Below are 19725 nucleotides of genomic sequence, written 5' to 3'. Positions count from 1 at the left end.
CAGTCTGAAAAATAGGATGAACCTGCTTCAGATTGTCCTCAATGAGTCCGAAAAATTTCTCAGGGTCTTTGTTCTGAAAGTGAAAAAGTAAGAGTTGATAGATCTGATAGTGGTGTTTCAAGTCTTCTGAATAGCTTAAAATCTTGTCTAGAATTTCTTTATTTGTTAAGTGCATGCGAAAAGTAGGGCGATAAAAACGTTTATCGCTCAATTTACGACTATCCTGTTGGATGAGTTTCCAGTAACGCTTGATAGCCTTGTATTCATGAGATTTTCGTTCAAACTGATTCATGATTTGGACACGCACACGACTCATAGCACGGCTAAGATGTTGCACAATGTGAAAGCGATCAAGTACAATTTTTGCATTCGGGAGTGAAACAGTCTGGGAGACTGTTTCAGGCTGAGCCTAGAAATTTGAAAGCGAAGCTGCTTAGCCAAGTCATAGTATGGGCTAAACATATCCATCGTAATGATTTTCACCTGACAACGAACGGCTCTATCGTAGCGAAGAAAGTGATTTCGGATGACAGCTTGTGTTCTGCCTTCAAGAACAGTGATGATAGTGAGTTTGTCAAAATCTTGTGCAACGAAACTCATCTTCATCTCCCGATTGAAACAGTCACTCCCCTGACTGTTTCAACGTCACAGGACATAATCTCAGGAAGGCGAGAAAAATCATGCTTAAAACGGAAGTCATTGAGCTTGCGAATAACAGTTGAAGTTGAAATAGACAGTTGATGAGCAATATCGGTCATAAAAGTCTTTTCAATCAGCTTATGGGCAATCTTTTGGTTGATGATACGAGGGATTTGATGATTTTTCTTTACTAGAGGAGTCTCAGCCACCATCATTTTTGAACAGTGATAGCACTTGAATCGACGCTTTTTCAAGAGAATTCTAGTAGGCATACCAGTTGTTTCGAGGTAAGGGATCTTAGACGGTTTTTGAAAGTCATATTTCTTCATTTGACTTCCGCAATCAGGACAAGATGGAGCTTTATAGTACAATTTAGCGATGATTTCCTTGTGTGTATTCCTATTGATGATATCTAGAATCTTGATGTTTGGGTCTTTAATATCGAGCAGTTTTGTGATAAAATGTAATTGTTCCATATGATTCTTTCTAATGATGGTTTGGTTGTTTTTCATTATAGGTCATATGGGACTTTTTTTCTACACAAAATAGGCTCTATAATATCTATAGGGGATTTACCCACTACAAATATTATAGAGCCTTTTATTCTAAAAAATTCTTAAATTATCAGTCTATTGCAACTTTTCTCATGTAAGTCGTTTGGCTTGCTATTGGTTTTTCTAAGTAGTATACTAAAAGAGTAAACACTAAGAAGTGCTTATAAAAAAATAATGAACGAGGTAAGAAGAATGGTAGAATTGAAAAAAGAAGCAGTAAAAGACGTAGCAACATTATCTAAACCAGCAGCTGAAGTGCTTGTAAATACAAAGAAAATTTTGAATCAAGCAGTAGCAGATTTGTATGTAGCTCATATTGCTCTTCATCAAGTACACTGGTACATGCGTGGACGTGGTTTTATGGTATGGCATCCTAAGATGGATGAATATATGGATAGCATTGACGGTTACCTAGATGAAATCAGCGAACGCTTGATTACACTTGGTGGGAAACCATACTCTACTTTGACAGAATTCCTTCAAAACAGTGAAATTGAAGAAGAAGCTGGTGAATATCGTAATGTTGAAGAAAGTTTGGAACGTGTCCTTGAAATTTATCGTTATCTCATCACTCTTTTCCAAAAAGCTTTGGATATAACAGATGAAGAAGGCGATGATGTTACAAATGATATCTTCGTGGGCGCTAATACTGATCTTGAAAAAACAGTTTGGATGCTTGAAGCAGAATTAGGACAAGCACCTGGTTTGTAAGAAATAATAGCAATATATATAAATCTGTAAGAAGTTTCTTACAGATTTTTCTATTCTGTAGGCTATTCCAAACCAGTCTTTTTTTGAGTTTTTTGTTAAAATAGTACTATCAGTGAAAAGGATGGAAGCATGACTAAGAAAATTGTAGCTATTTGGGCCCAGGATGAAGAGGGTGTGATTGGTAAGGATAATCGTCTGCCTTGGTATTTACCAGCAGAACTGCAACACTTCAAAGAAACAACTCTGAATCATGCTATCTTGATGGGGCGTGTGACCTTTGATGGGATGGGGCGTCGCTTGCTTCCAAAACGGGAGATTCTGATTTTGACTCGTAATCCAGAAGAAAAGATAGATGGGGTTGCTACTTTTCAGGATGTCCAGTCTGTTCTCGACTGGTATCAAGCTCAAGAAAAGAATCTCTTTATTATTGGTGGAAAGCAGATTTTTCAGGCTTTTGAACCTTATTTGGATGAAGTAATTGTCACTCAAATCCATGCCCGGGTGGAAGGAGATACTTATTTCCCTGAAGAGTTTGACTTGTCCCTTTTTGAGACAGTTTCAAGCAAATTTTACGCCAAAGATGAGAAAAATCCTTATGATTTTACCATCCAATACCGTAAGAGAAAGGAAGTCTAATGGAACGTAGTATATTTGGTTTTTTCACAGCCATGCTGTGTTTAGTCTGCTTACTTGCAGGAGCACAGGCTTTTCGTAAAAAGCGTTATGGACTTTCTGTCCTGCTCTGGTTAAATGCATTTACCAATTTGGTCAATAGTGTTCATGCTTTTTACATGACCTTATTTTAGATAGAATGATAGAATAGAACGGAAGGAAATCATGCCTACAAATAGGAATAATGATATGATGGTTTATTGCTCATTTTGTGGCAAAAGCCAAGAAGAAGTACAAAAAATAATCGCAGGCAACAACGCCTTTATCTGTAATGAATGTGTAGAGTTGGCTCAGGAAATCATTCGGGAGGAGTTGGCTGAGGAAGTCTTGGCAGACTTGTCTGAGGTACCAAAACCAATCGAACTTCTCAATATCTTGAACCACTATGTAATCGGTCAAGATCGTGCCAAACGTGCTTTGGCAGTTGCAGTTTATAACCACTACAAACGCATCAATTTCCATGATACACGCGAAGAGTCAGAAGATGTGGATTTGCAGAAGTCAAACATCTTGATGATTGGCCCAACTGGTTCAGGGAAAACTTTCCTTGCTCAAACCCTTGCTAGAAGTTTGAATGTTCCATTTGCGATTGCAGATGCGACAGCCTTGACGGAAGCTGGTTATGTGGGTGAGGACGTGGAAAATATCCTCCTCAAACTCTTGCAAGCTGCTGATTTTAACATCGAACGTGCAGAGCGTGGCATTATCTACGTGGATGAAATTGACAAGATTGCTAAGAAGAGCGAGAACGTATCTATTACACGTGATGTTTCTGGGGAAGGGGTGCAACAAGCCCTCCTCAAGATTATCGAAGGAACTGTAGCTAGCGTACCTCCTCAAGGCGGACGTAAACATCCACAACAAGAAATGATTCAAGTGGACACTAAGAATATCCTCTTTATCGTGGGTGGTGCCTTTGATGGAATCGAAGAAATTGTCAAACAGCGTTTGGGTAAAAAAGTCATTGGTTTCGGACAAAACAACAAGACCATTGACGAAAACAGTTCTTACATGCAAGAAATCATTGCAGAAGATATTCAAAAATTTGGGATTATCCCTGAGTTGATTGGACGCTTGCCTGTCTTTGCGGCTCTGGAGCAATTGACTGTTGATGACCTGGTTCGTATCTTGAAAGAGCCACGAAATGCTTTGGTCAAACAATACCAGGCCTTGCTTTCTTATGATGATGTCGAGTTGGAATTTGACGACGAAGCCCTTCAAGAGATTGCTAATAAGGCCATCGAACGTAAGACCGGTGCGCGTGGTCTTCGCTCTATTATCGAAGAAACCATGCTGGACGTTATGTTTGAAGTACCGAGTCAGGAAAATGTGAAATTGGTCCGCATCACAAAAGAAGCTGTCGATGGAACGGATAAACCAATCCTAGAAACAGCCTAGAGGTGACCATGGAACTTAATACACACAATGCAGAAATCTTGCTCAGTGCGGCCAATAAATCCCACTATCCGCAGGATGAACTGCCAGAGATTGCCCTTGCAGGACGATCCAATGTTGGCAAGTCTAGCTTTATCAACACCATGCTAAACCGTAAGAATCTCGCTCGTACATCAGGAAAACCTGGGAAAACCCAGCTTCTTAATTTTTTTAACATTGACGACAAGATGCGCTTTGTGGATGTGCCTGGTTATGGCTATGCCCGCGTTTCCAAAAAGGAACGTGAAAAGTGGGGGCGTATGATTGAAGAGTACCTAACGACTCGGGAAAATCTCCGTGCGGTGGTCAGTCTCGTTGATCTTCGTCATGACCCATCAGCAGATGATGTCCAGATGTACGAATTTCTCAAGTATTATGAGATTCCGGTTATCATCGTTGCGACTAAGGCGGACAAGATTCCTCGTGGTAAATGGAACAAGCACGAATCAGCAATCAAAAAGAAATTAAACTTTGATCCAAGTGACGACTTCATCCTCTTTTCATCCGTCAGCAAGGCAGGGATGGATCAAGCTTGGGATGCAATCTTAGAAAAATTGTGAGGAATACAAATGGCAAAAACAATTCATACAGATAAGGCCCCAAAGGCTATCGGACCATATGTTCAAGGGAAAATCGTTGGTAATCTTTTGTTTGCTAGCGGTCAAGTTCCCCTATCTCCTGAAACTGGAGAAATCGTAGGAGAAACAATCCAAGAACAGACAGAACAAGTCTTGAAAAACATCGGTGCTATTTTGACTGAAGCAGGAACAGATTTTGATCATGTTGTTAAAACGACTTGCTTCTTAAGCGATATGAACGATTTTGTACCTTTTAACGAGGTTTACCAAACGGCCTTTAAAGAGGAATTTCCAGCTCGTTCTGCTGTGGAGGTGGCTCGTCTTCCTCGTGATGTAAAAGTCGAAGTTGAAGTCATCGCAGAGATTGGATAAGCTAGTTGAAGTTTGGTGTTGCCAAACTTCTTTTGATATAAGGAGAAAAAGATGACAAAGAAACAACTTCACTTGGTGATTGTGACAGGGATGAGTGGTGCAGGAAAAACTGTAGCCATTCAATCCTTTGAGGATTTAGGCTATTTTACAATCGATAATATGCCACCAGCCCTCTTACCAAAGTTTTTACAGTTGGTAGAGACCAAGGATGATGACCACAAGTTAGCCCTAGTGGTGGACATGCGTAGTCGTTCTTTCTTCTCAGAGATTCAGGCTGTCTTGGATGAATTGGAAAACCAAGATGATTTAGACTTTAAAATCCTCTTTTTGGATGCAGCAGATAAGGAATTGGTGGCACGCTATAAGGAAACTAGAAGAAGTCACCCTCTGGCAGCAGATGGTCGTATCTTGGATGGCATCAAGTTAGAACGCGAACTTTTGGCACCTTTGAAAAATATGAGTCAAAACGTAGTAGACACAACAGAGTTAACTCCGCGTGAACTACGTAAAACCATTGCAGAGCATTTTTCAGATCAAGAACAAGCCCAGACTTTCCGTATCGAAGTCATGTCTTTTGGCTTTAAATATGGAATCCCGATTGATGCGGATTTGGTCTTTGATGTCCGATTCCTGCCAAATCCTTACTACCTACCAGAACTACGTAATCAAACGGGTGTGGATGAACCAGTTTATGACTATGTCATGAATCATCCTGAGTCAGAAGATTTTTATCAGCATTTATTGGCCTTGATTGAGCCAATTCTGCCAAGTTACCAAAAGGAAGGTAAGTCAGTTTTGACCATTGCTATGGGTTGTACCGGTGGACAACACCGTAGTGTAGCCTTTGCTAAACGCTTGGCGCAAGACTTATCCAAGACTTGGCCTGTCAATGAGGGGCATCGCGATAAAGACCGAAGAAAGGAAACGGTAAACCGTTCATGAGAAAACCAAAGATAACGGTGATTGGTGGAGGTACTGGGATCCCCGTCATTCTTAAAAGTCTGCGTGAAAAAGATGTGGAAATCGCTGCTATCGTAACGGTGGCAGATGACGGTGGTTCATCAGGTGAACTACGTAAAAATATGCAGCAGTTGACACCGCCAGGCGATCTTCGTAATGTCCTTGTGGCCATGTCAGATATGCCAAAGTTCTATGAGAAGGTTTTTCAATACCGCTTTTCTGAGGATGCAGGAGCCTTTGCTGGTCATCCATTGGGAAATCTCATTATCGCTGGTCTGTCAGAAATGCAGCGTTCAACCTATAATGCCATGCAGTTACTGAGCAAATTCTTCCATACAACTGGGAAGATTTATCCTTCTAGTGACCATCCTTTGACCCTGCATGCAGTCTTTCAGGATGGGACAGAAGTGGCTGGAGAGAGTCATATTGCAGACCATCCAGGTATGATTGATCATGTCTATGTGACCAATACCTTCAACGATGATACGCCTCTAGCTAGCCGTCGAGTAGTGCAGACCATTCTTGAAAGTGACATGATTGTCCTTGGACCCGGTTCCCTCTTTACCTCGATTTTACCCAATATCGTGATCAAGGAAATTGGGCAGGCGCTTTTGGAAACCAAAGCAGAAATCGCCTATGTCTGCAATATCATGACCCAACGTGGAGAGACGGAACACTTTACAGATAGTGACCACGTGGAGGTCTTGCATCGTCACCTTGGCCGACCTTTTATCAACACTGTCTTGGTGAATATCGAAAAAGTGCCTCAGGAATACATGGATTCCAATCGATTTGATGAATACTTGGTGCAGGTGGAACACGATTTTGCTGGTCTTAGTAAGCAAGTTCCGCGCGTGATTTCATCCAACTTCCTTCGTTTGGAAAATGGAGGAGCTTTCCACGATGGGGATTTGATTGTGGATGAATTGATGCGCATCATACAGGTGAGAAAATGAGTTTCACAGTAGCAGTAAAAGAAGAAATCCTAGGTCAGCACCATTTGAGCCGGCATGAATTATCTGCCATTATCAAGATGTCTGGCAGTATCGGTCTCTCGACTTCGGGCTTGACCTTGTCAGTCGTGACAGAAAATGCCAAGCTGGCCCGTCACCTCTATGAGTCCTTTCTCCATTTTTATGAAATCAAATCGGAAATTCGCCACCACCAAAGAAGTAATCTTCGCAAGAATCGCGTCTATACTGTATTTACAGATGAAAAGGTGCAGGACTTATTGAGTGATTTGCACTTGGCAGACTCCTTCTTTGGCCTAGAAACGGGTATTGATGAGGCGATTTTATCGGATGAGGAAGCTGGTCGTGCCTATCTTTGTGGTGCCTTCTTGGCAAATGGCAGCATTCGTGACCCTGAGTCTGGCAAGTACCAGTTGGAAATCAGTTCTGTATATCTGGACCACGCGCAAGGGCTTGCCTCCCTTCTCCAGCAGTTTTTACTAGATGCTAAGGTGCTTGAGCGCAAGAAGGGAGCTGTGACCTATCTCCAGCGAGCCGAAGATATTATGGACTTCTTGATAGTAATCGGAGCTATGCAGGCGCGTGATGATTTTGAGCGAGTTAAGATTTTACGAGAAACCCGTAACGACCTCAATCGGGCCAATAATGCTGAAACAGCGAATATTGCTCGGACAGTTTCTGCCAGCATGAAGACCATCAACAATATCAGCAAAATTAAAGATGTCATGGGACTAGAGAATTTGCCAGTGGATTTGCAGGAAGTAGCTCGCTTGCGGATTCAGCACCCAGACTACTCTATCCAGCAGTTAGCAGATAGTCTCAGCACTCCCCTTACAAAAAGTGGTCTCAACCACAGACTAAGAAAGATAAACAAATTAGCCGATGAATTATAAAACCACGAATCCTATGTGACTCGTGGTTCTTTTTTATAAACTAGTAGAGTGTTTTGGTTGTACTTTTTGCTCAGGGTCGATGTAGTTGATGGCATTGTTGACAGCGGTTGGTGCTTCTCCAAGTCCTGTCGCAATCAAGTCGATCTTTCCGTCATAGTAGCAGCAGTCACCGATAGCATAGATACCTGCTTGGCTGGATTCTTGCTTGCTATTGACGATAATCTTGTGGCGGTTGAGGTCCAGACCCCAGTTTTTAAGGTTACCGACAGAAGATTTGAAACCATAGTTGACAAAGAGGTGGTCTAGGTCGATCGTTTCGGTTTCATCAGATTTTACTTTTGTGATTTCTAATTTATCGAGTGTTTTTCCATCTCCAAGGAGTTGGCTAGGGACGAATGGTGTCTTGATGGTTACAGATGATTCTTGCAATGCTTGGACACTGTGTTCCAAGGCGCGGAAATTATCTCTGCGGTGAACAAGGGTAGTTGGTGCGATTTTTTCAAAAGCCAAAGCCCAATCCACAGCGGAGTCTCCCCCACCAAGAATCGTTACTTTCTTACCAGCGTATTGCTGGATGTTGGAAACGTGGTAGTGGATATTTTCATAGCCCTCAACGCCTTCTAGCTCCAGCGGACGTGGTTTGAAGGCGCCGCCACCCATTGCGATGATAACAGTTTTTGATAGATGACTTCCTTTAGAAGTTGTAATGACAAAGCCTTCTTCTTGTTTTTCAATCTCAAGAACCGTTTCATTGAGATGAGTAGGGGTGTCAAAGCCTTTTAGCTGTTCAATTAAGCGGTTGGTCAACTCTTCTCCAGTCAAGTTTGGGAATCCCGGTACGTCTAAAATTTCCTTTTCAGGGTAGAGAATAGCAGGTTGTCCACCTAGTTGGGGAAGAGAATCGATGATTTGGACCTTGGCTTGGCGTAGGTGGGCATAAAAGGCTGCAAAAAGCCCGACAGGACCGCCACCTACAATAGTGATATCATAGAGTTGAGACATGGTTTCTCCTTTGTTTTATTCTATTCAGTTAATTTTATCATATTTTTCCTTAATTTAAAATGAAGTAGGATAGGTAAAAAAATGCCAGAAAAATGGTATAATAGAGAGGAACGTGTTTGAACAGAGAGGAGACAGCAGATGAACTTTCAACAATTATCCAATCTACAATATTGGACTAGCTTGTTTTCTAGCCCTTGGAGTATTGCTATCAATGTGTTTGATATTTTGATTGTGACCTATATTTTATATCGTTTTACAAAAGCGATAGCTGGCACCAAGATTATGATTTTGGTGCGGGGGGTCGTGATCTTTGTATTGGCCCAGGTTGTGGCCAATATCCTTGGTTTAACAACGATTTCTTGGTTGATTAATCAGATTATCACTTATGGAGTCATCGCTGCAGTTGTTATCTTCTCTCCAGAGATTCGGACTGGTTTGGAACGTTTGGGAAGGGCGACAGATTTCTTTTCTACTACTCAAATTAGTGCAGAGGAGCAAATGATTCGTGCCTTTGTCAAGTCGGTTGAATATATGAGTCCTCGTAAGATTGGTGCCCTGGTTGCCATCCAACGAGTTCGGACCTTGCAAGAATATATTGCTACAGGAATTCCCTTGGATGCTAATATTTCAGCTGAACTCCTTATTAATATCTTTATCCCCAACACTCCGCTACATGATGGTGCTGTGATTATCAGAGGAAATCGAATTGCAGTCACCTCTGCTTATCTGCCCTTAACAGAAAGCACAGGGATTTCCAAGAAATTTGGGACCAGACACCGGGCGGCGATTGGTTTATCTGAAGTGTCCGATGCCTTGACCTTCATCGTCTCAGAGGAAACAGGTGGTATTTCGATTACTTACAATGGGGTCTTCAAGCATGATTTGACGATTGAAGAATTTGAAGCAGAGCTACGAACAATTCTTTTGCCAGCTGTTGAGGAAAAAGATAGTTTCAAGGATCGTTTGCTAGGAGGTTGGAAATATGAGAAAAAATAGTTTATATATCATTTCATCTCTCTTTTTTGCTTGTGTCTTATTCATCTATGCAACGTCAACTAACTTTCAAAATAGCAATACCGCAAGGCAGGTCAAATCAGAAACCTACACCAATACGATAACGAACGTTCCTATCGATATTCACTATGATAATGACCAGTATTTCATAAGTGGATTTGCATCAGAGGTTTCAGTTGTGCTGACAGGTGCCAATCGTGTGACCTTGGCCAGCGAAATGCAGGAAAGTACTCGTAAGTTTAAGGTCACAGCGGATTTGACAGATGCTAGTGTTGGAACGATTGAAGTTCCCTTGAATATTGAAAATCTTCCAAATGGAATGACTGCTGTGGCAACGCCTCAAAAGATTACAGTGAAAGTTGGGAAGAAGGTTAAGCGTGATGGAATGATTGTTGTGCCACAAGTTGACCAAAGTCAGATTGATCCCAAGATACAAATTGATAGTATAACTGTATCAAATGAACGGGTTTCTGTCACAACTGACCAAGAAACATTAGTTAAGATTGACAAAGTTATTGCACTTTTACCAACCAGCGAACACATAACAGGTAATTACAGTGGTTCAGTACCTTTGCAAGCAATTGACCGCAATGGTGTTGTTTTACCAGCAGTGATCACTCCGTTCGATACAACAATGAAGGTGACTACAAAACCAGTAGCACCAAGTTCAAGCACATCAAATTCAACTACAAGCAGTTCATCGGAGACATCTTCGTCAACGAAAGCGACTAGTTCAAAAACGAATTAAAAATAGAAAAAGGATTTTATAAAATGGGTAAATATTTTGGGACTGATGGAGTCCGTGGAGAAGCTAACGTAGAATTAACGCCAGAATTAGCTTTTAAATTGGGACGTTTTGGAGGTTATGTTCTCAGTCAACATACAACTGAAGCACCAAAAGTTTTTGTAGGACGTGACACTCGCATCTCAGGTCAAATGCTTGAAGCAGCTTTGATTGCTGGTCTCCTTTCAGTTGGCATTCACGTTTATAAGCTTGGAGTTCTTGCAACACCAGCAGTAGCTTATCTTGTTAAAACAGGAGGTGCAAGCGCAGGTGTCATGATTTCAGCTAGTCACAACCCAGCCCTTGATAATGGAATCAAATTCTTTGGTGGTGATGGCTTTAAACTAGACGATGACAAAGAAGCAGAAATCGAAGCCTTGCTAGATGCCAGTGAAGATACTCTCCCACGTCCAAGTGCAGAAGGCTTGGGTACGGTTGTTGACTACCCAGAAGGTTTACGTAAGTATGAAGCCTATCTTGTTTCAACTGGAACTCCTCTTGAAGGAATGAAGGTTGCCTTGGACACTGCTAACGGAGCAGCTGCAACAAGTGCTCGTCAAATATTTGCGGACCTTGGAGCTCAGTTGACAGTTATCGGGGAAACTCCAGATGGCCTTAATATCAACTTGAACGTTGGCTCAACCCACCCAGAAGCTCTTCAAGAAGTAGTCAGAGAAAGTGGCTCAGCTATTGGTTTGGCCTTTGACGGAGACAGTGACCGTTTGATTGCTGTTGATGAAAATGGAGATATCGTTGATGGCGACAAGATTATGTACATCATCGGAAAATACCTTTCTGAAAAAGGACAATTGGCCCAAAATACAATTGTGACAACTGTGATGTCTAACCTTGGTTTCCACAAGGCCTTGGACCGCGAAGGTATTAACAAGGCAGTTACTGCAGTTGGTGACCGCTATGTTGTTGAAGAAATGAGAAAATCAGGCTACAACCTTGGTGGTGAACAGTCTGGTCATGTCATCTTGATGGATTACAATACAACAGGTGATGGTCAACTTTCAGCAGTTCAATTGACTAAGATCATGCAAGAAACAGGTAAGAGCTTATCAGAGTTGGCAGCAGAAGTAACCATTTATCCACAAAAATTGGTCAATATCCGAGTGGAAAATGCCATGAAGGAAAAGGCTATGGAAGTACCAGCTATCAAGGTTATCATCGAGAAGATGGAAGAAGAAATGGCAGGGAATGGCCGTATCCTTGTGCGCCCAAGTGGAACAGAGCCCCTTTTGCGTGTTATGGCAGAAGCACCTACAACAGAAGAAGTAGACTATTATGTTGATACCATCGCTGACGTAGTTCGAGCTGAAATCGGGATTGACTAAATCCTAGAAAACTAGATGAAAATAAAAAATTATGGTACAATAGCTTATAATATTGTAGCCGAGGGAGAAAGACATGAATCTTAAACGTGAACAAGAATTTGTTAGTCAGTATCATTTTGATGCGCGCAATTTTGAATGGGAAAATGAAAATGGAGCTCCTGAAACTAAGGTGGATGTGAACTTCCAATTGATTCAACATGATCAAGAAAATCAAGTGACTTCCTTGATTGTTGTCTTGAGTTTTATGATTGTATTTGATAAATTTGTCATCAGTGGAACCATTTCACAAGTGAACCATATCGATGGCCGTATTGTTAACGAACCCAGTGAATTGAACCAAGAAGAAGTTGAAACCTTGGCTCGTCCATGTTTGAACATGCTCAACCGTTTGACTTACGAAGTAACTGAAATTGCATTAGACTTACCAGGAATCAATTTGGAGTTCTAATATGAAATTAGCTGTTATCACAGATTCCTCTGCCTATCTCAGTGCAGAGACCTTGCAAAAAGAAGATTTATTTGTCTTGGATATTCCTGTCAATATTGATGGTGAAGAGTATGTCGAAGGTATCAATCTGACTGCTGAGGAGTTTTACCAAAAAATGGCTCAGGCTTCTGAATTGCCTAAGACCAGTCAACCAAGTATTGCCAAGTTAGATGAGATTCTAACTTCTCTCAAAGAACAAGGTTATACACACGCTTTGGGACTTTTCCTATCTTCTGGAATTTCAGGGTTTTACCAAAATATCCAGTATATGGTCGATGATTATGAGGGCTTAACCATTGCCTTTCCTGATACCCGTATTACAAGCGCTCCTCTAGGCTATATGGTTGAGAGTGTCTTAAAATGGGCAGACCAAGGAGATGGCTTTGAGTCTATCTTAGATAGAGTAACTGAACAGATTGAAAATACCGCAGCCTTTATCATGGTGGATGATCTTGACCATCTAGTTAAGGGGGGACGACTCTCTAATGGTGCGGCTATTTTGGGGAATCTCCTTAGTATCAAGCCAATCCTATACTTCAATGACCAAGGTGCGATAGAAGTATATGAAAAGGTTCGTACAGAGAAAAAGGCTACAAAACGCTTAGTTGAAATTGGTAAAGAAGCAATAGCTAATGGGAATTACCATATTACTGTCATTCACGGGAATGCTCCTCAAAAAGCAGCAGATTTGCGCCAGCTTTTAATCGATAGTGGAGTGGCTACAGATGTTTCAATTGCAACCTTCGGTAGTGTTATTGGGACTCACCTGGGAGAAGGAAGTATTGCTTTAGGTTATACACCAATCGTCTAGATTGTTCTTACAGGCTTTGTATCTTAGAAATTGAACACGGACTACCTGCCTCTTGAAAAAAGATGCCTGTCTTGCCTTTCGTGGAAAGTCAGCGCCATTCCCTATTTTTCATGGGCAGCTAACGTCCTTTGTATCTTAAATAGGAGTAGAGATTGAGATGAGCATTCGAGTAATTATTGCTGGTTTTAAGGGGAGGATGGGCCAGGCTGCTTGTCAGATGGTCTTGGCTGATCCAGAACTTGAACTGGTAGCAGTTTTGGATCCTTTTGAGTCTGAGTCAGAATGGCAGGGAATTCCTGTATTCAATGATAAGAATGATTTGACAGGTCTTGAGGCAGATGTATGGGTTGACTTTACAACACCAGCTGTTGCCTATGAGAATACACGCTTTGCTCTTGAAAATGGCTTTGCTCCAGTAGTTGGAACAACAGGTTTTACTAGTGAAGAAATTGCAGAACTAAAAGAATTTTCTCGTTCTAAAAACTTGGGTGGTTTGATTGCTCCAAATTTTGCCCTGGGTGCTGTCTTGCTCATGCAATTTGCGGCACAAGCTGCAAAATACTTCCCAAATGTGGAGATTATCGAGCTTCATCATGACAAGAAAAAAGATGCTCCGAGCGGAACAGCTATCAAAACAGCGGAATTGATGGCTCAAGTTCGTGAGTCTATCCAGCAAGGTGCTAGTGATGAGGAAGAACTCATTACTGGAGCTCGTGGTGCCGACTTTGATGGCATGCGGATCCACTCAGTTCGCTTGCCAGGTTTAGTAGCTCATCAGGAAGTTATTTTTGGAAATCAGGGAGAAGGATTGACCCTACGTCATGACTCCTATGATCGTAGCTCCTTCATGACAGGGGTGAATTTGGGAATCAAAGAAGTTGTCAAGCGTCATGAGCTTGTCTATGGATTAGAACACTTATTATGAGATTAACACAAATGCCTTCTGAATTTCAGAAGGCTTTACCAGTATTAGAAAAAATTAAAGAAGCAGGCTTTGAAGCTTATTTTGTTGGAGGCTCTGTTAGGGATGCCTTACTCCATCGTCCCATCCATGATGTGGATATTGCGACTTCATCTTATCCAGAAGAGACCAAGCAGATTTTTCCACGGACAGCTGACATTGGCATTGAGCACGGAACAGTTTTGGTTTTAGACGGAGATGAAGAATACGAAGTAACCACTTTTAGAACTGAGGATGTCTATGTAGACTACCGTAGACCAAGTTCAGTTTCCTTTGTTCGTTCGTTAGAAGAGGACCTCAAACGCCGTGATTTCACAGTCAATGCCTTTGCCTTGGATGAGATGGGAAAAATCATTGATTTGTTCGATGGTTTGAGAGATCTAGAAAATCAAGTTTTACGAGCAGTTGGTGTAGCTAGTGAGCGTTTCAACGAAGATGCTTTGCGGATTATGCGTGGATTCCGTTTTCAGGCCAGTCTTGGCTTTGAGCTTGAGTCAGAAACCTTTAAAGCTATGAAGACCCTGACGCCACTTTTGGAAAAAATTTCTGTGGAGCGTACCTTTGTCGAGTTTGATAAACTTTTGCTGGCTCCCTTTTGGAGAAGGGGTTTGGCTTCCATGATTGAGAGTCAAGCTTATGATCATCTTCCGGATATGGCTGGTAGTCAGGAGAACCTCCAATCTTTATTTGACTTAGATGCTGATTTTACCTTTGAATCTTCTGAACAAGCCTGGGCTGCACTTTTATGGGTTTTAGAAGTGGAAGATGCTCAACAATTTTTGAAACATTGGAAAACTTCGCGTCAATTCGCTAGGCAAATTCAAGATTTACTTACGATCTTAGAACTTCGTGAAGAAGGGGAACTAAGTAAGCGTGATTGTTACCGTTTTGAACTAGATTTGCTTTTACAGGCTGAAAATCTTCGTCAGGCTCAAGGAAAAGAAGTCAATCCACAGGCTATCGAAGAGACATACCACAGCTTAACCATCCATGATAAGAAAGAAATTCAAATCAATGGTGGGATTTTGATCAAAGAATATGGCTGTCAGCCAGGACCAGAAATGGGAGAAATTTTAACAGAGATTGAGTATGCCATTGTCGATGGAGAATTGGAAAATGACCGTCAAGCCATTCATGCTTACTTGAGGGAGAAAAAATGAGTGATTTTATCGTTGAAAAACTAAGTAAATCCGTCGGTGACAAGACCGTTTTTAAGGATATTTCCTTTATCATCCATGACTTGGATAGAATCGGTCTTATCGGTGTCAATGGAACAGGAAAGACCACCCTTTTGGATGTTCTTTCTGGTGTTTCAGGTTTTGATGGTGACATAAGCCCTTTTTCGGCAAAAAATGATTACAAAATTGGCTACTTAACCCAGGACCCAGATTTTGATGATAGCAAGACGGTCTTGGATACGGTTCTATCCAGTGACCTCAAGGAAATCCAGCTCATTCGTGAGTATGAACTTCTTATGCTCAACTACAGTGAGGACAAGCAAGCGCGTCTAGAACGGGTTATGGCAGAAATGGACTCCCTCCAAGCTTGGGAAATTGAGAGCCAGGTCAAGACCGTTCTTAGCAAGCTGGGAATCCAGGATTTGTCGACTCCTGTTGGGGAATTGTCTGGTGGTCTAAGAAGACGGGTTCAGTTGGCACAAGTGCTGCTAGGAAATCACGACCTTTTGCTTTTGGATGAGCCAACCAACCATCTGGATATTGCAACTATTGAGTGGCTGACTCTCTTTTTAAAAAATTCCAAGAAAACCGTCCTCTTTATCACCCATGATCGCTATTTCTTGGACGCTTTATCTACACGGATTTTCGAATTAGATCGAGCAGGCTTGACCGAGTATCAGGGTAATTATCAGGACTATGTTCGCCTTAAGGCGGATCAGGACGAGCGGGATGCAGCTCTTCTCCACAAGAAGGAACAACTTTATAAGCAAGAATTGGCCTGGATGCGCAGACAACCTCAGGCGCGTGCGACCAAGCAGCAGGCTCGTATCAATCGATTCCATGATCTGAAAAAGGAAGTTTCAGGTGGCATTGCTGAAACAGACTTGACCATGAACTTTGAAACCAGTCGTATCGGTAAAAAGGTCATCGAGTTTAAGAATGTTTCTTTTGCCTATGAAAACAAGCCTATTTTGCAAGATTTTAACCTTTTGGTACAAGCTAAGGATCGTATCGGAATCGTTGGGGATAACGGTGTTGGGAAGTCAACCCTTCTTAACCTCATTGCAGGAAGTCTTGAACCAACTGATGGACAAGTTATCATCGGCGAAACGGTTCGCATCGCCTATTTCTCTCAGCAAATCGAAGGCTTGGATGAAAGCAAGCGGGTTATCAATTATTTGCAGGAAGTGGCAGAAGAAGTCAAGACCAGCGGTGGTTCTACGACTTCAATTGCAGAGTTGCTGGAGCAGTTCCTTTTCTCACGCTCAACTCACGGAACCTTGATTGAGAAGCTATCAGGTGGAGAGAAGAAGCGTCTTTATCTCCTTAAACTACTCCTCGAAAAACCCAATGTTCTCCTCTTGGATGAGCCAACTAATGACCTAGACATTGCAACCTTGACAGTTTTGGAGAATTTCTTGCAAGGCTTTGCTGGTCCAGTTTTGACCGTTAGTCACGACCGTTATTTCTTGGATAAGGTAGTGAACAAGATTCTCGCTTTTGAAGATGGCAAGATTCGTCCTTTCTTCGGACATTACACTGACTATCTTGATGAAAAGGCCTTTGAAACAGAAGCATTAACGCAAAGTCAAAAGGCTGAAAAGGAGAAAGTGGTTAAGGTCCGTGAAGAGAAAAAACGCATGACCTACCAAGAAAAGCAGGAGTGGGCAAGTATTGAAGGTGATATTGAAGCCTTGGAAAACCGTATCGCTGCGATTGAAGAGGAGATGCAGGCCAATGGTTCTGACTTTGGCAAACTGGCTACTCTTCAAAAAGAACTAGACGAGAAGAATGAAGCCTTGCTGGAAAAATACGAACGCTATGAATATTTAAGTGAGTTGGCATGATGGAAGAAAAAGTCATTAAACGTAGTCCAAAAAAAATCATTTGGAATGCCTTGTTTGGCCTAGCTTCGGTGCTTTTCTTCTTATTACCTCTCTATTATCTCCATTCGTATTCGGAAAAGGGGAGCAAACTTCATGCGATAAGTCTTTTGTTTATGCTGGTTTTACTTTTTTTGGGTGAAGTAGTAGTTTATCTGACTTACAGACTTTTAAGTTTGGACAAGGAATATTTGAGATGTACAGTTAAGGGGTTTTACTACAAACCGAATTCAAAGAAACCCAGTCATTTCTACGCTTGGGCTGATGTAGAGGAATTTTCCTTCTCTCGGATTCGAGGGAAGTATAGGGATTCCTATCGGATTGAAGTTTATTTTAAAAACAAGGACAATGTGAAATCCCAATCACTTCTAGCTCTACTGAAGAGAAGGTGTTGCCCTTTTCATCAGTCAGCAGATTTGATCATCCCTATCTTTCTACTAGATGTAGGTCTTCCTGAAAGGGTATACGAGACCATGAAGTACTATGAAAGAGAATGGCGTATTGAACAAAATCGTCAAGCAAGGAAACAGACAAAACAAGCTTCGAAAACCAAATCTTCCAAACGCTTATAAGATAGTTTAGGTTAAAGAGAATTAATCAAAAAAGCCCTATCCACTGGATAGGGTTACTGTTTGTCTTCTTTTTTTGTTTCCTGGTGGAAGACATTTTGCCAAGTTTCGTGGCGACGCCAGATACTGGTGTGGATGATACCATCTAACTCATAGCTGATGAGTTTGGTCTTTTGACTGATGGAAGTGATTTGAATATCCTGAATAGCAGCACTAAGTTCTTTTTCAGACTTATAGGCCTCTTTATCCATCTGCTCTCCATCTTGACGGATATAGAGAAAGTCCTCAGTAAGGAGTTCTTCCAATTGATTTCCTTGGTCAATCAATTGTTCACGCATGAGCAATTTTTTATAGACATTGTCTAAAATTTCATCCTCAGGGATAGGCGCAGGTTCAATGTGGATATCAGTATCAAAAACACCAAAGCGTTCTTCCAGCATAGACTCGACTTGATCCGCAATTTCGTGACTTTCGTAAACAGACAGGTCAGGGTTCATCTCCAGCGTGATATCCAGGTAGATGTTGCTGCCGTAGGTGCGACCTCTTTGAGATTTAACCTTGCTGATTTTGGGAATTTCCATGATGGCCTTTTGATAGTCCTCAAGCAGACGGTCGTCAAAACCATCTGAAAGGCTAAAGGAAGACTCGATGAAGATATCATAGGCAGTTTTCAAGATAAAGAAAGTGATGATGATAGCGACCAGTTTATCCACAATGGGATAATTGAAACTGCTGGCTAGGATGGCAATGCTAGTACCAAGTGAGGTGACAGCATCAGAAAGATTGTCCTTGGCGGCAGCCTTCAGTGCCTTGGAGTTGGATTTCTTACTGAGGTCAGTATTGTAGAGATAAACCACAAACATGATTGCTGCAGAAATGATTCCAAGAGTTGCACCAAGAGGATCAATGACCGTTTCTTCACGACTGAGAATCTTCTGAATGGTATCCCTCAGCACATCAAAGCCAACATAAAACATGATGATGGAAGTGACTAAACTAGCCAAATCCTCAATCTTCCAGTGGCCAAAACGGTGGTCTCGGTCAGCAGGCTGGCGCGCCATTCGAATCCCGATCAGAAGAGCAACATTTCCGATAATATCTGATACGTTGTTGAAACCATCGGCTACCAAACTGGATGAATGAAGAAGATGACCAGTTGCTAATTTGGCCGCAGACAAGATCAAATAGGTTGAAATACTGATAATGGCCCCACGCTCAGCTAACTTGAGGTTTGAGATAGATTGCTTCATTCCACTTCCTTTCTAGTCACATAGCATTCTACCATTATACTGGTTTTCAAGGGAAAATTCAAACAATATGGTAAATTCCCAAACTAAGTTCCACCGCTAATCCAAATGGAAGTTAGTCTGATAAAAATTGTAAAAACCAGTGGAAATCCGTGTCAGGGTAAGTTCCACTGGTTTTTCTAATACTTGATTTCATGGCTTTTGTAGCCGAAACGAATGGAAAAAAAGAGCGCACAAAATCCCCTCATCTGAAAGCGTTTCAGATTAAGTTCCACTATGGTGGAAGTTAGTGTGAGACGTTTGAATGGGGTTGAAGTTTAGTTTTTAGAACTTATGTTGGAGTAATTTAGACGACTGACAGACGTCTTCTGCAGGTATGTTAGAAATACCGAGAAGCTTAGGAATTTCTTCTCCATAAGTAAAGGCAAAGAGTTCATAGGCTGACTTTCCATTCAAAGCAGCGCGTTTGACACTGTTGACATGTGAACAGACGAGATTAATATCCTCCTGTGTTAAATTGTCAAAGGAAGTTCCTTTAGGTAGAATGTCGCGAATCAGCGTGTGATTTTTCTCAATTCTCCCTTTCTGGTCAGAGCGATTAGGGTCACAAAAGAAAAGCTTACTCTCTCCTCGCACATCCATTTCGATATCATCAACCCTGGCAA

Annotated in this window: 20 protein-coding genes and 2 pseudogenes; 18 read left to right on the top strand and 4 right to left on the bottom strand. The window is 41.6% G+C overall.

The genetic code is table 11. The features are described from left to right. Window positions 1-1115 (bottom strand): annotated as a pseudogene (locus D2908_RS10030) (transposase); the annotation flags it as partial. A 270-nt stretch (window positions 1116-1385) separates the two neighbouring features. Between D2908_RS10030 and D2908_RS09670 the strand changes: the two are divergent. From D2908_RS09670 to whiA, 9 genes are all read left to right on the top strand, one after another. Then, complete coding sequence (locus D2908_RS09670; protein WP_165847501.1) at window positions 1386-1904, top strand: Dps family protein; 519 nt, start codon at window positions 1386-1388, stop codon at window positions 1902-1904. Between the two features lie 129 nt (window positions 1905-2033). Continuing rightward, on the top strand, window positions 2034-2540 hold the full coding sequence (locus tag D2908_RS09665; RefSeq protein ID WP_117306709.1) for a dihydrofolate reductase: 507 nt from the start codon (window positions 2034-2036) through the stop codon (window positions 2538-2540). Beyond that, window positions 2540-2710, top strand: a complete 171-nt coding sequence (locus tag D2908_RS09660; RefSeq protein WP_000442261.1) for a hypothetical protein — start codon at window positions 2540-2542, stop codon at window positions 2708-2710. The genes D2908_RS09665 and D2908_RS09660 overlap by 1 nt, the downstream gene beginning before the upstream one ends. A gap of 31 nt (window positions 2711-2741) precedes the next feature. After that, window positions 2742-3974, top strand: coding sequence for an ATP-dependent Clp protease ATP-binding subunit ClpX (gene clpX / locus D2908_RS09655; RefSeq protein ID WP_117306707.1), 1233 nt, complete (start codon window positions 2742-2744; stop codon window positions 3972-3974). Window positions 3975-3982: 8 nt separating this feature from the next. Next, window positions 3983-4570 carry a ribosome biogenesis GTP-binding protein YihA/YsxC gene (yihA, locus tag D2908_RS09650; protein WP_020900580.1) on the top strand — a complete coding sequence of 196 codons (588 nt, stop codon included), beginning with the start codon at window positions 3983-3985 and terminating at the stop codon, window positions 4568-4570. Window positions 4571-4579: 9 nt separating this feature from the next. Next, window positions 4580-4960 (top strand): RidA family protein, encoded by a 381-nt coding sequence (locus D2908_RS09645; RefSeq protein ID WP_117306705.1) that lies wholly within the window; start codon window positions 4580-4582, stop codon window positions 4958-4960. A 51-nt stretch (window positions 4961-5011) separates the two neighbouring features. Next, window positions 5012-5902 (top strand): RNase adapter RapZ, encoded by an 891-nt coding sequence (rapZ, locus tag D2908_RS09640; RefSeq protein WP_117306703.1) that lies wholly within the window; start codon window positions 5012-5014, stop codon window positions 5900-5902. Further along, on the top strand, window positions 5899-6876 hold the full coding sequence (locus D2908_RS09635) for a YvcK family protein (RefSeq protein WP_117306701.1): 978 nt from the start codon (window positions 5899-5901) through the stop codon (window positions 6874-6876). Before rapZ ends, D2908_RS09635 begins: the two co-directional genes overlap by 4 nt. Further along, on the top strand, window positions 6873-7784 hold the full coding sequence (whiA, locus tag D2908_RS09630; RefSeq protein ID WP_117306699.1) for a DNA-binding protein WhiA: 912 nt from the start codon (window positions 6873-6875) through the stop codon (window positions 7782-7784). Before D2908_RS09635 ends, whiA begins: the two co-directional genes overlap by 4 nt. A 33-nt stretch (window positions 7785-7817) precedes the next feature. Here whiA and D2908_RS09625 read toward each other — a convergent pair whose 3' ends face one another. Next, window positions 7818-8786 (bottom strand): NAD(P)/FAD-dependent oxidoreductase, encoded by a 969-nt coding sequence (locus tag D2908_RS09625; protein ID WP_117306697.1) that lies wholly within the window; start codon window positions 8784-8786, stop codon window positions 7818-7820. Window positions 8787-8924: 138 nt separating this feature from the next. Here D2908_RS09625 and cdaA point away from each other — a divergent pair, with 138 nt between their 5' ends. From cdaA to D2908_RS09580, 9 genes are all read left to right on the top strand, one after another. Then, window positions 8925-9782 (top strand): diadenylate cyclase CdaA, encoded by an 858-nt coding sequence (gene cdaA / locus D2908_RS09620; RefSeq protein WP_117306695.1) that lies wholly within the window; start codon window positions 8925-8927, stop codon window positions 9780-9782. Further along, complete coding sequence (locus D2908_RS09615; protein WP_117306693.1) at window positions 9769-10548, top strand: CdaR family protein; 780 nt, start codon at window positions 9769-9771, stop codon at window positions 10546-10548. Before cdaA ends, D2908_RS09615 begins: the two co-directional genes overlap by 14 nt. A 23-nt stretch (window positions 10549-10571) precedes the next feature. Further along, window positions 10572-11924, top strand: a complete 1353-nt coding sequence (glmM, locus tag D2908_RS09610) for a phosphoglucosamine mutase (RefSeq protein WP_117306691.1) — start codon at window positions 10572-10574, stop codon at window positions 11922-11924. A gap of 73 nt (window positions 11925-11997) precedes the next feature. Next, window positions 11998-12372, top strand: coding sequence for a DUF1149 family protein (locus D2908_RS09605; RefSeq protein WP_001050081.1), 375 nt, complete (start codon window positions 11998-12000; stop codon window positions 12370-12372). Between the two features lies 1 nt (window position 12373). Next, a complete protein-coding gene (locus D2908_RS09600) occupies window positions 12374-13222 on the top strand; it encodes a DegV family protein (RefSeq protein ID WP_117306689.1) in 849 nt (282 codons plus the stop codon). A gap of 157 nt (window positions 13223-13379) precedes the next feature. Then, entirely contained in the window at window positions 13380-14147 is a 768-nt protein-coding gene (dapB, locus tag D2908_RS09595; RefSeq protein ID WP_117306687.1) for a 4-hydroxy-tetrahydrodipicolinate reductase, read from the top strand. Then, complete coding sequence (locus tag D2908_RS09590; RefSeq protein ID WP_117306686.1) at window positions 14144-15343, top strand: CCA tRNA nucleotidyltransferase; 1200 nt, start codon at window positions 14144-14146, stop codon at window positions 15341-15343. The genes dapB and D2908_RS09590 overlap by 4 nt, the downstream gene beginning before the upstream one ends. Continuing rightward, entirely contained in the window at window positions 15340-17208 is a 1869-nt protein-coding gene (locus tag D2908_RS09585; protein ID WP_117306684.1) for an ABC-F family ATP-binding cassette domain-containing protein, read from the top strand. Before D2908_RS09590 ends, D2908_RS09585 begins: the two co-directional genes overlap by 4 nt. Further along, a complete protein-coding gene (locus D2908_RS09580) occupies window positions 17205-17816 on the top strand; it encodes a hypothetical protein (protein ID WP_117306682.1) in 612 nt (203 codons plus the stop codon). Before D2908_RS09585 ends, D2908_RS09580 begins: the two co-directional genes overlap by 4 nt. A gap of 53 nt (window positions 17817-17869) precedes the next feature. Here the strand turns inward: D2908_RS09580 and mntE are convergent, their stop codons facing one another. Both mntE and D2908_RS09570 read right to left on the bottom strand, forming a co-directional pair. Then, a complete protein-coding gene (mntE, locus tag D2908_RS09575) occupies window positions 17870-19063 on the bottom strand; it encodes a CDF family manganese efflux transporter MntE (protein WP_117306680.1) in 1194 nt (397 codons plus the stop codon). 321 nt (window positions 19064-19384) lie between these two features. Beyond that, window positions 19385-19725, bottom strand: a pseudogene (locus tag D2908_RS09570) (IS30 family transposase); the annotation flags it as partial.

Origin of the sequence: Streptococcus sp. LQJ-218 (assembly GCF_003428885.1) — a bacterium.
Taxonomy (GTDB): domain Bacteria; phylum Bacillota; class Bacilli; order Lactobacillales; family Streptococcaceae; genus Streptococcus.
The sequence above is the reverse complement of the archived record's forward strand: the minus strand, read 5'-3'. Positions and strand labels throughout refer to the sequence as shown.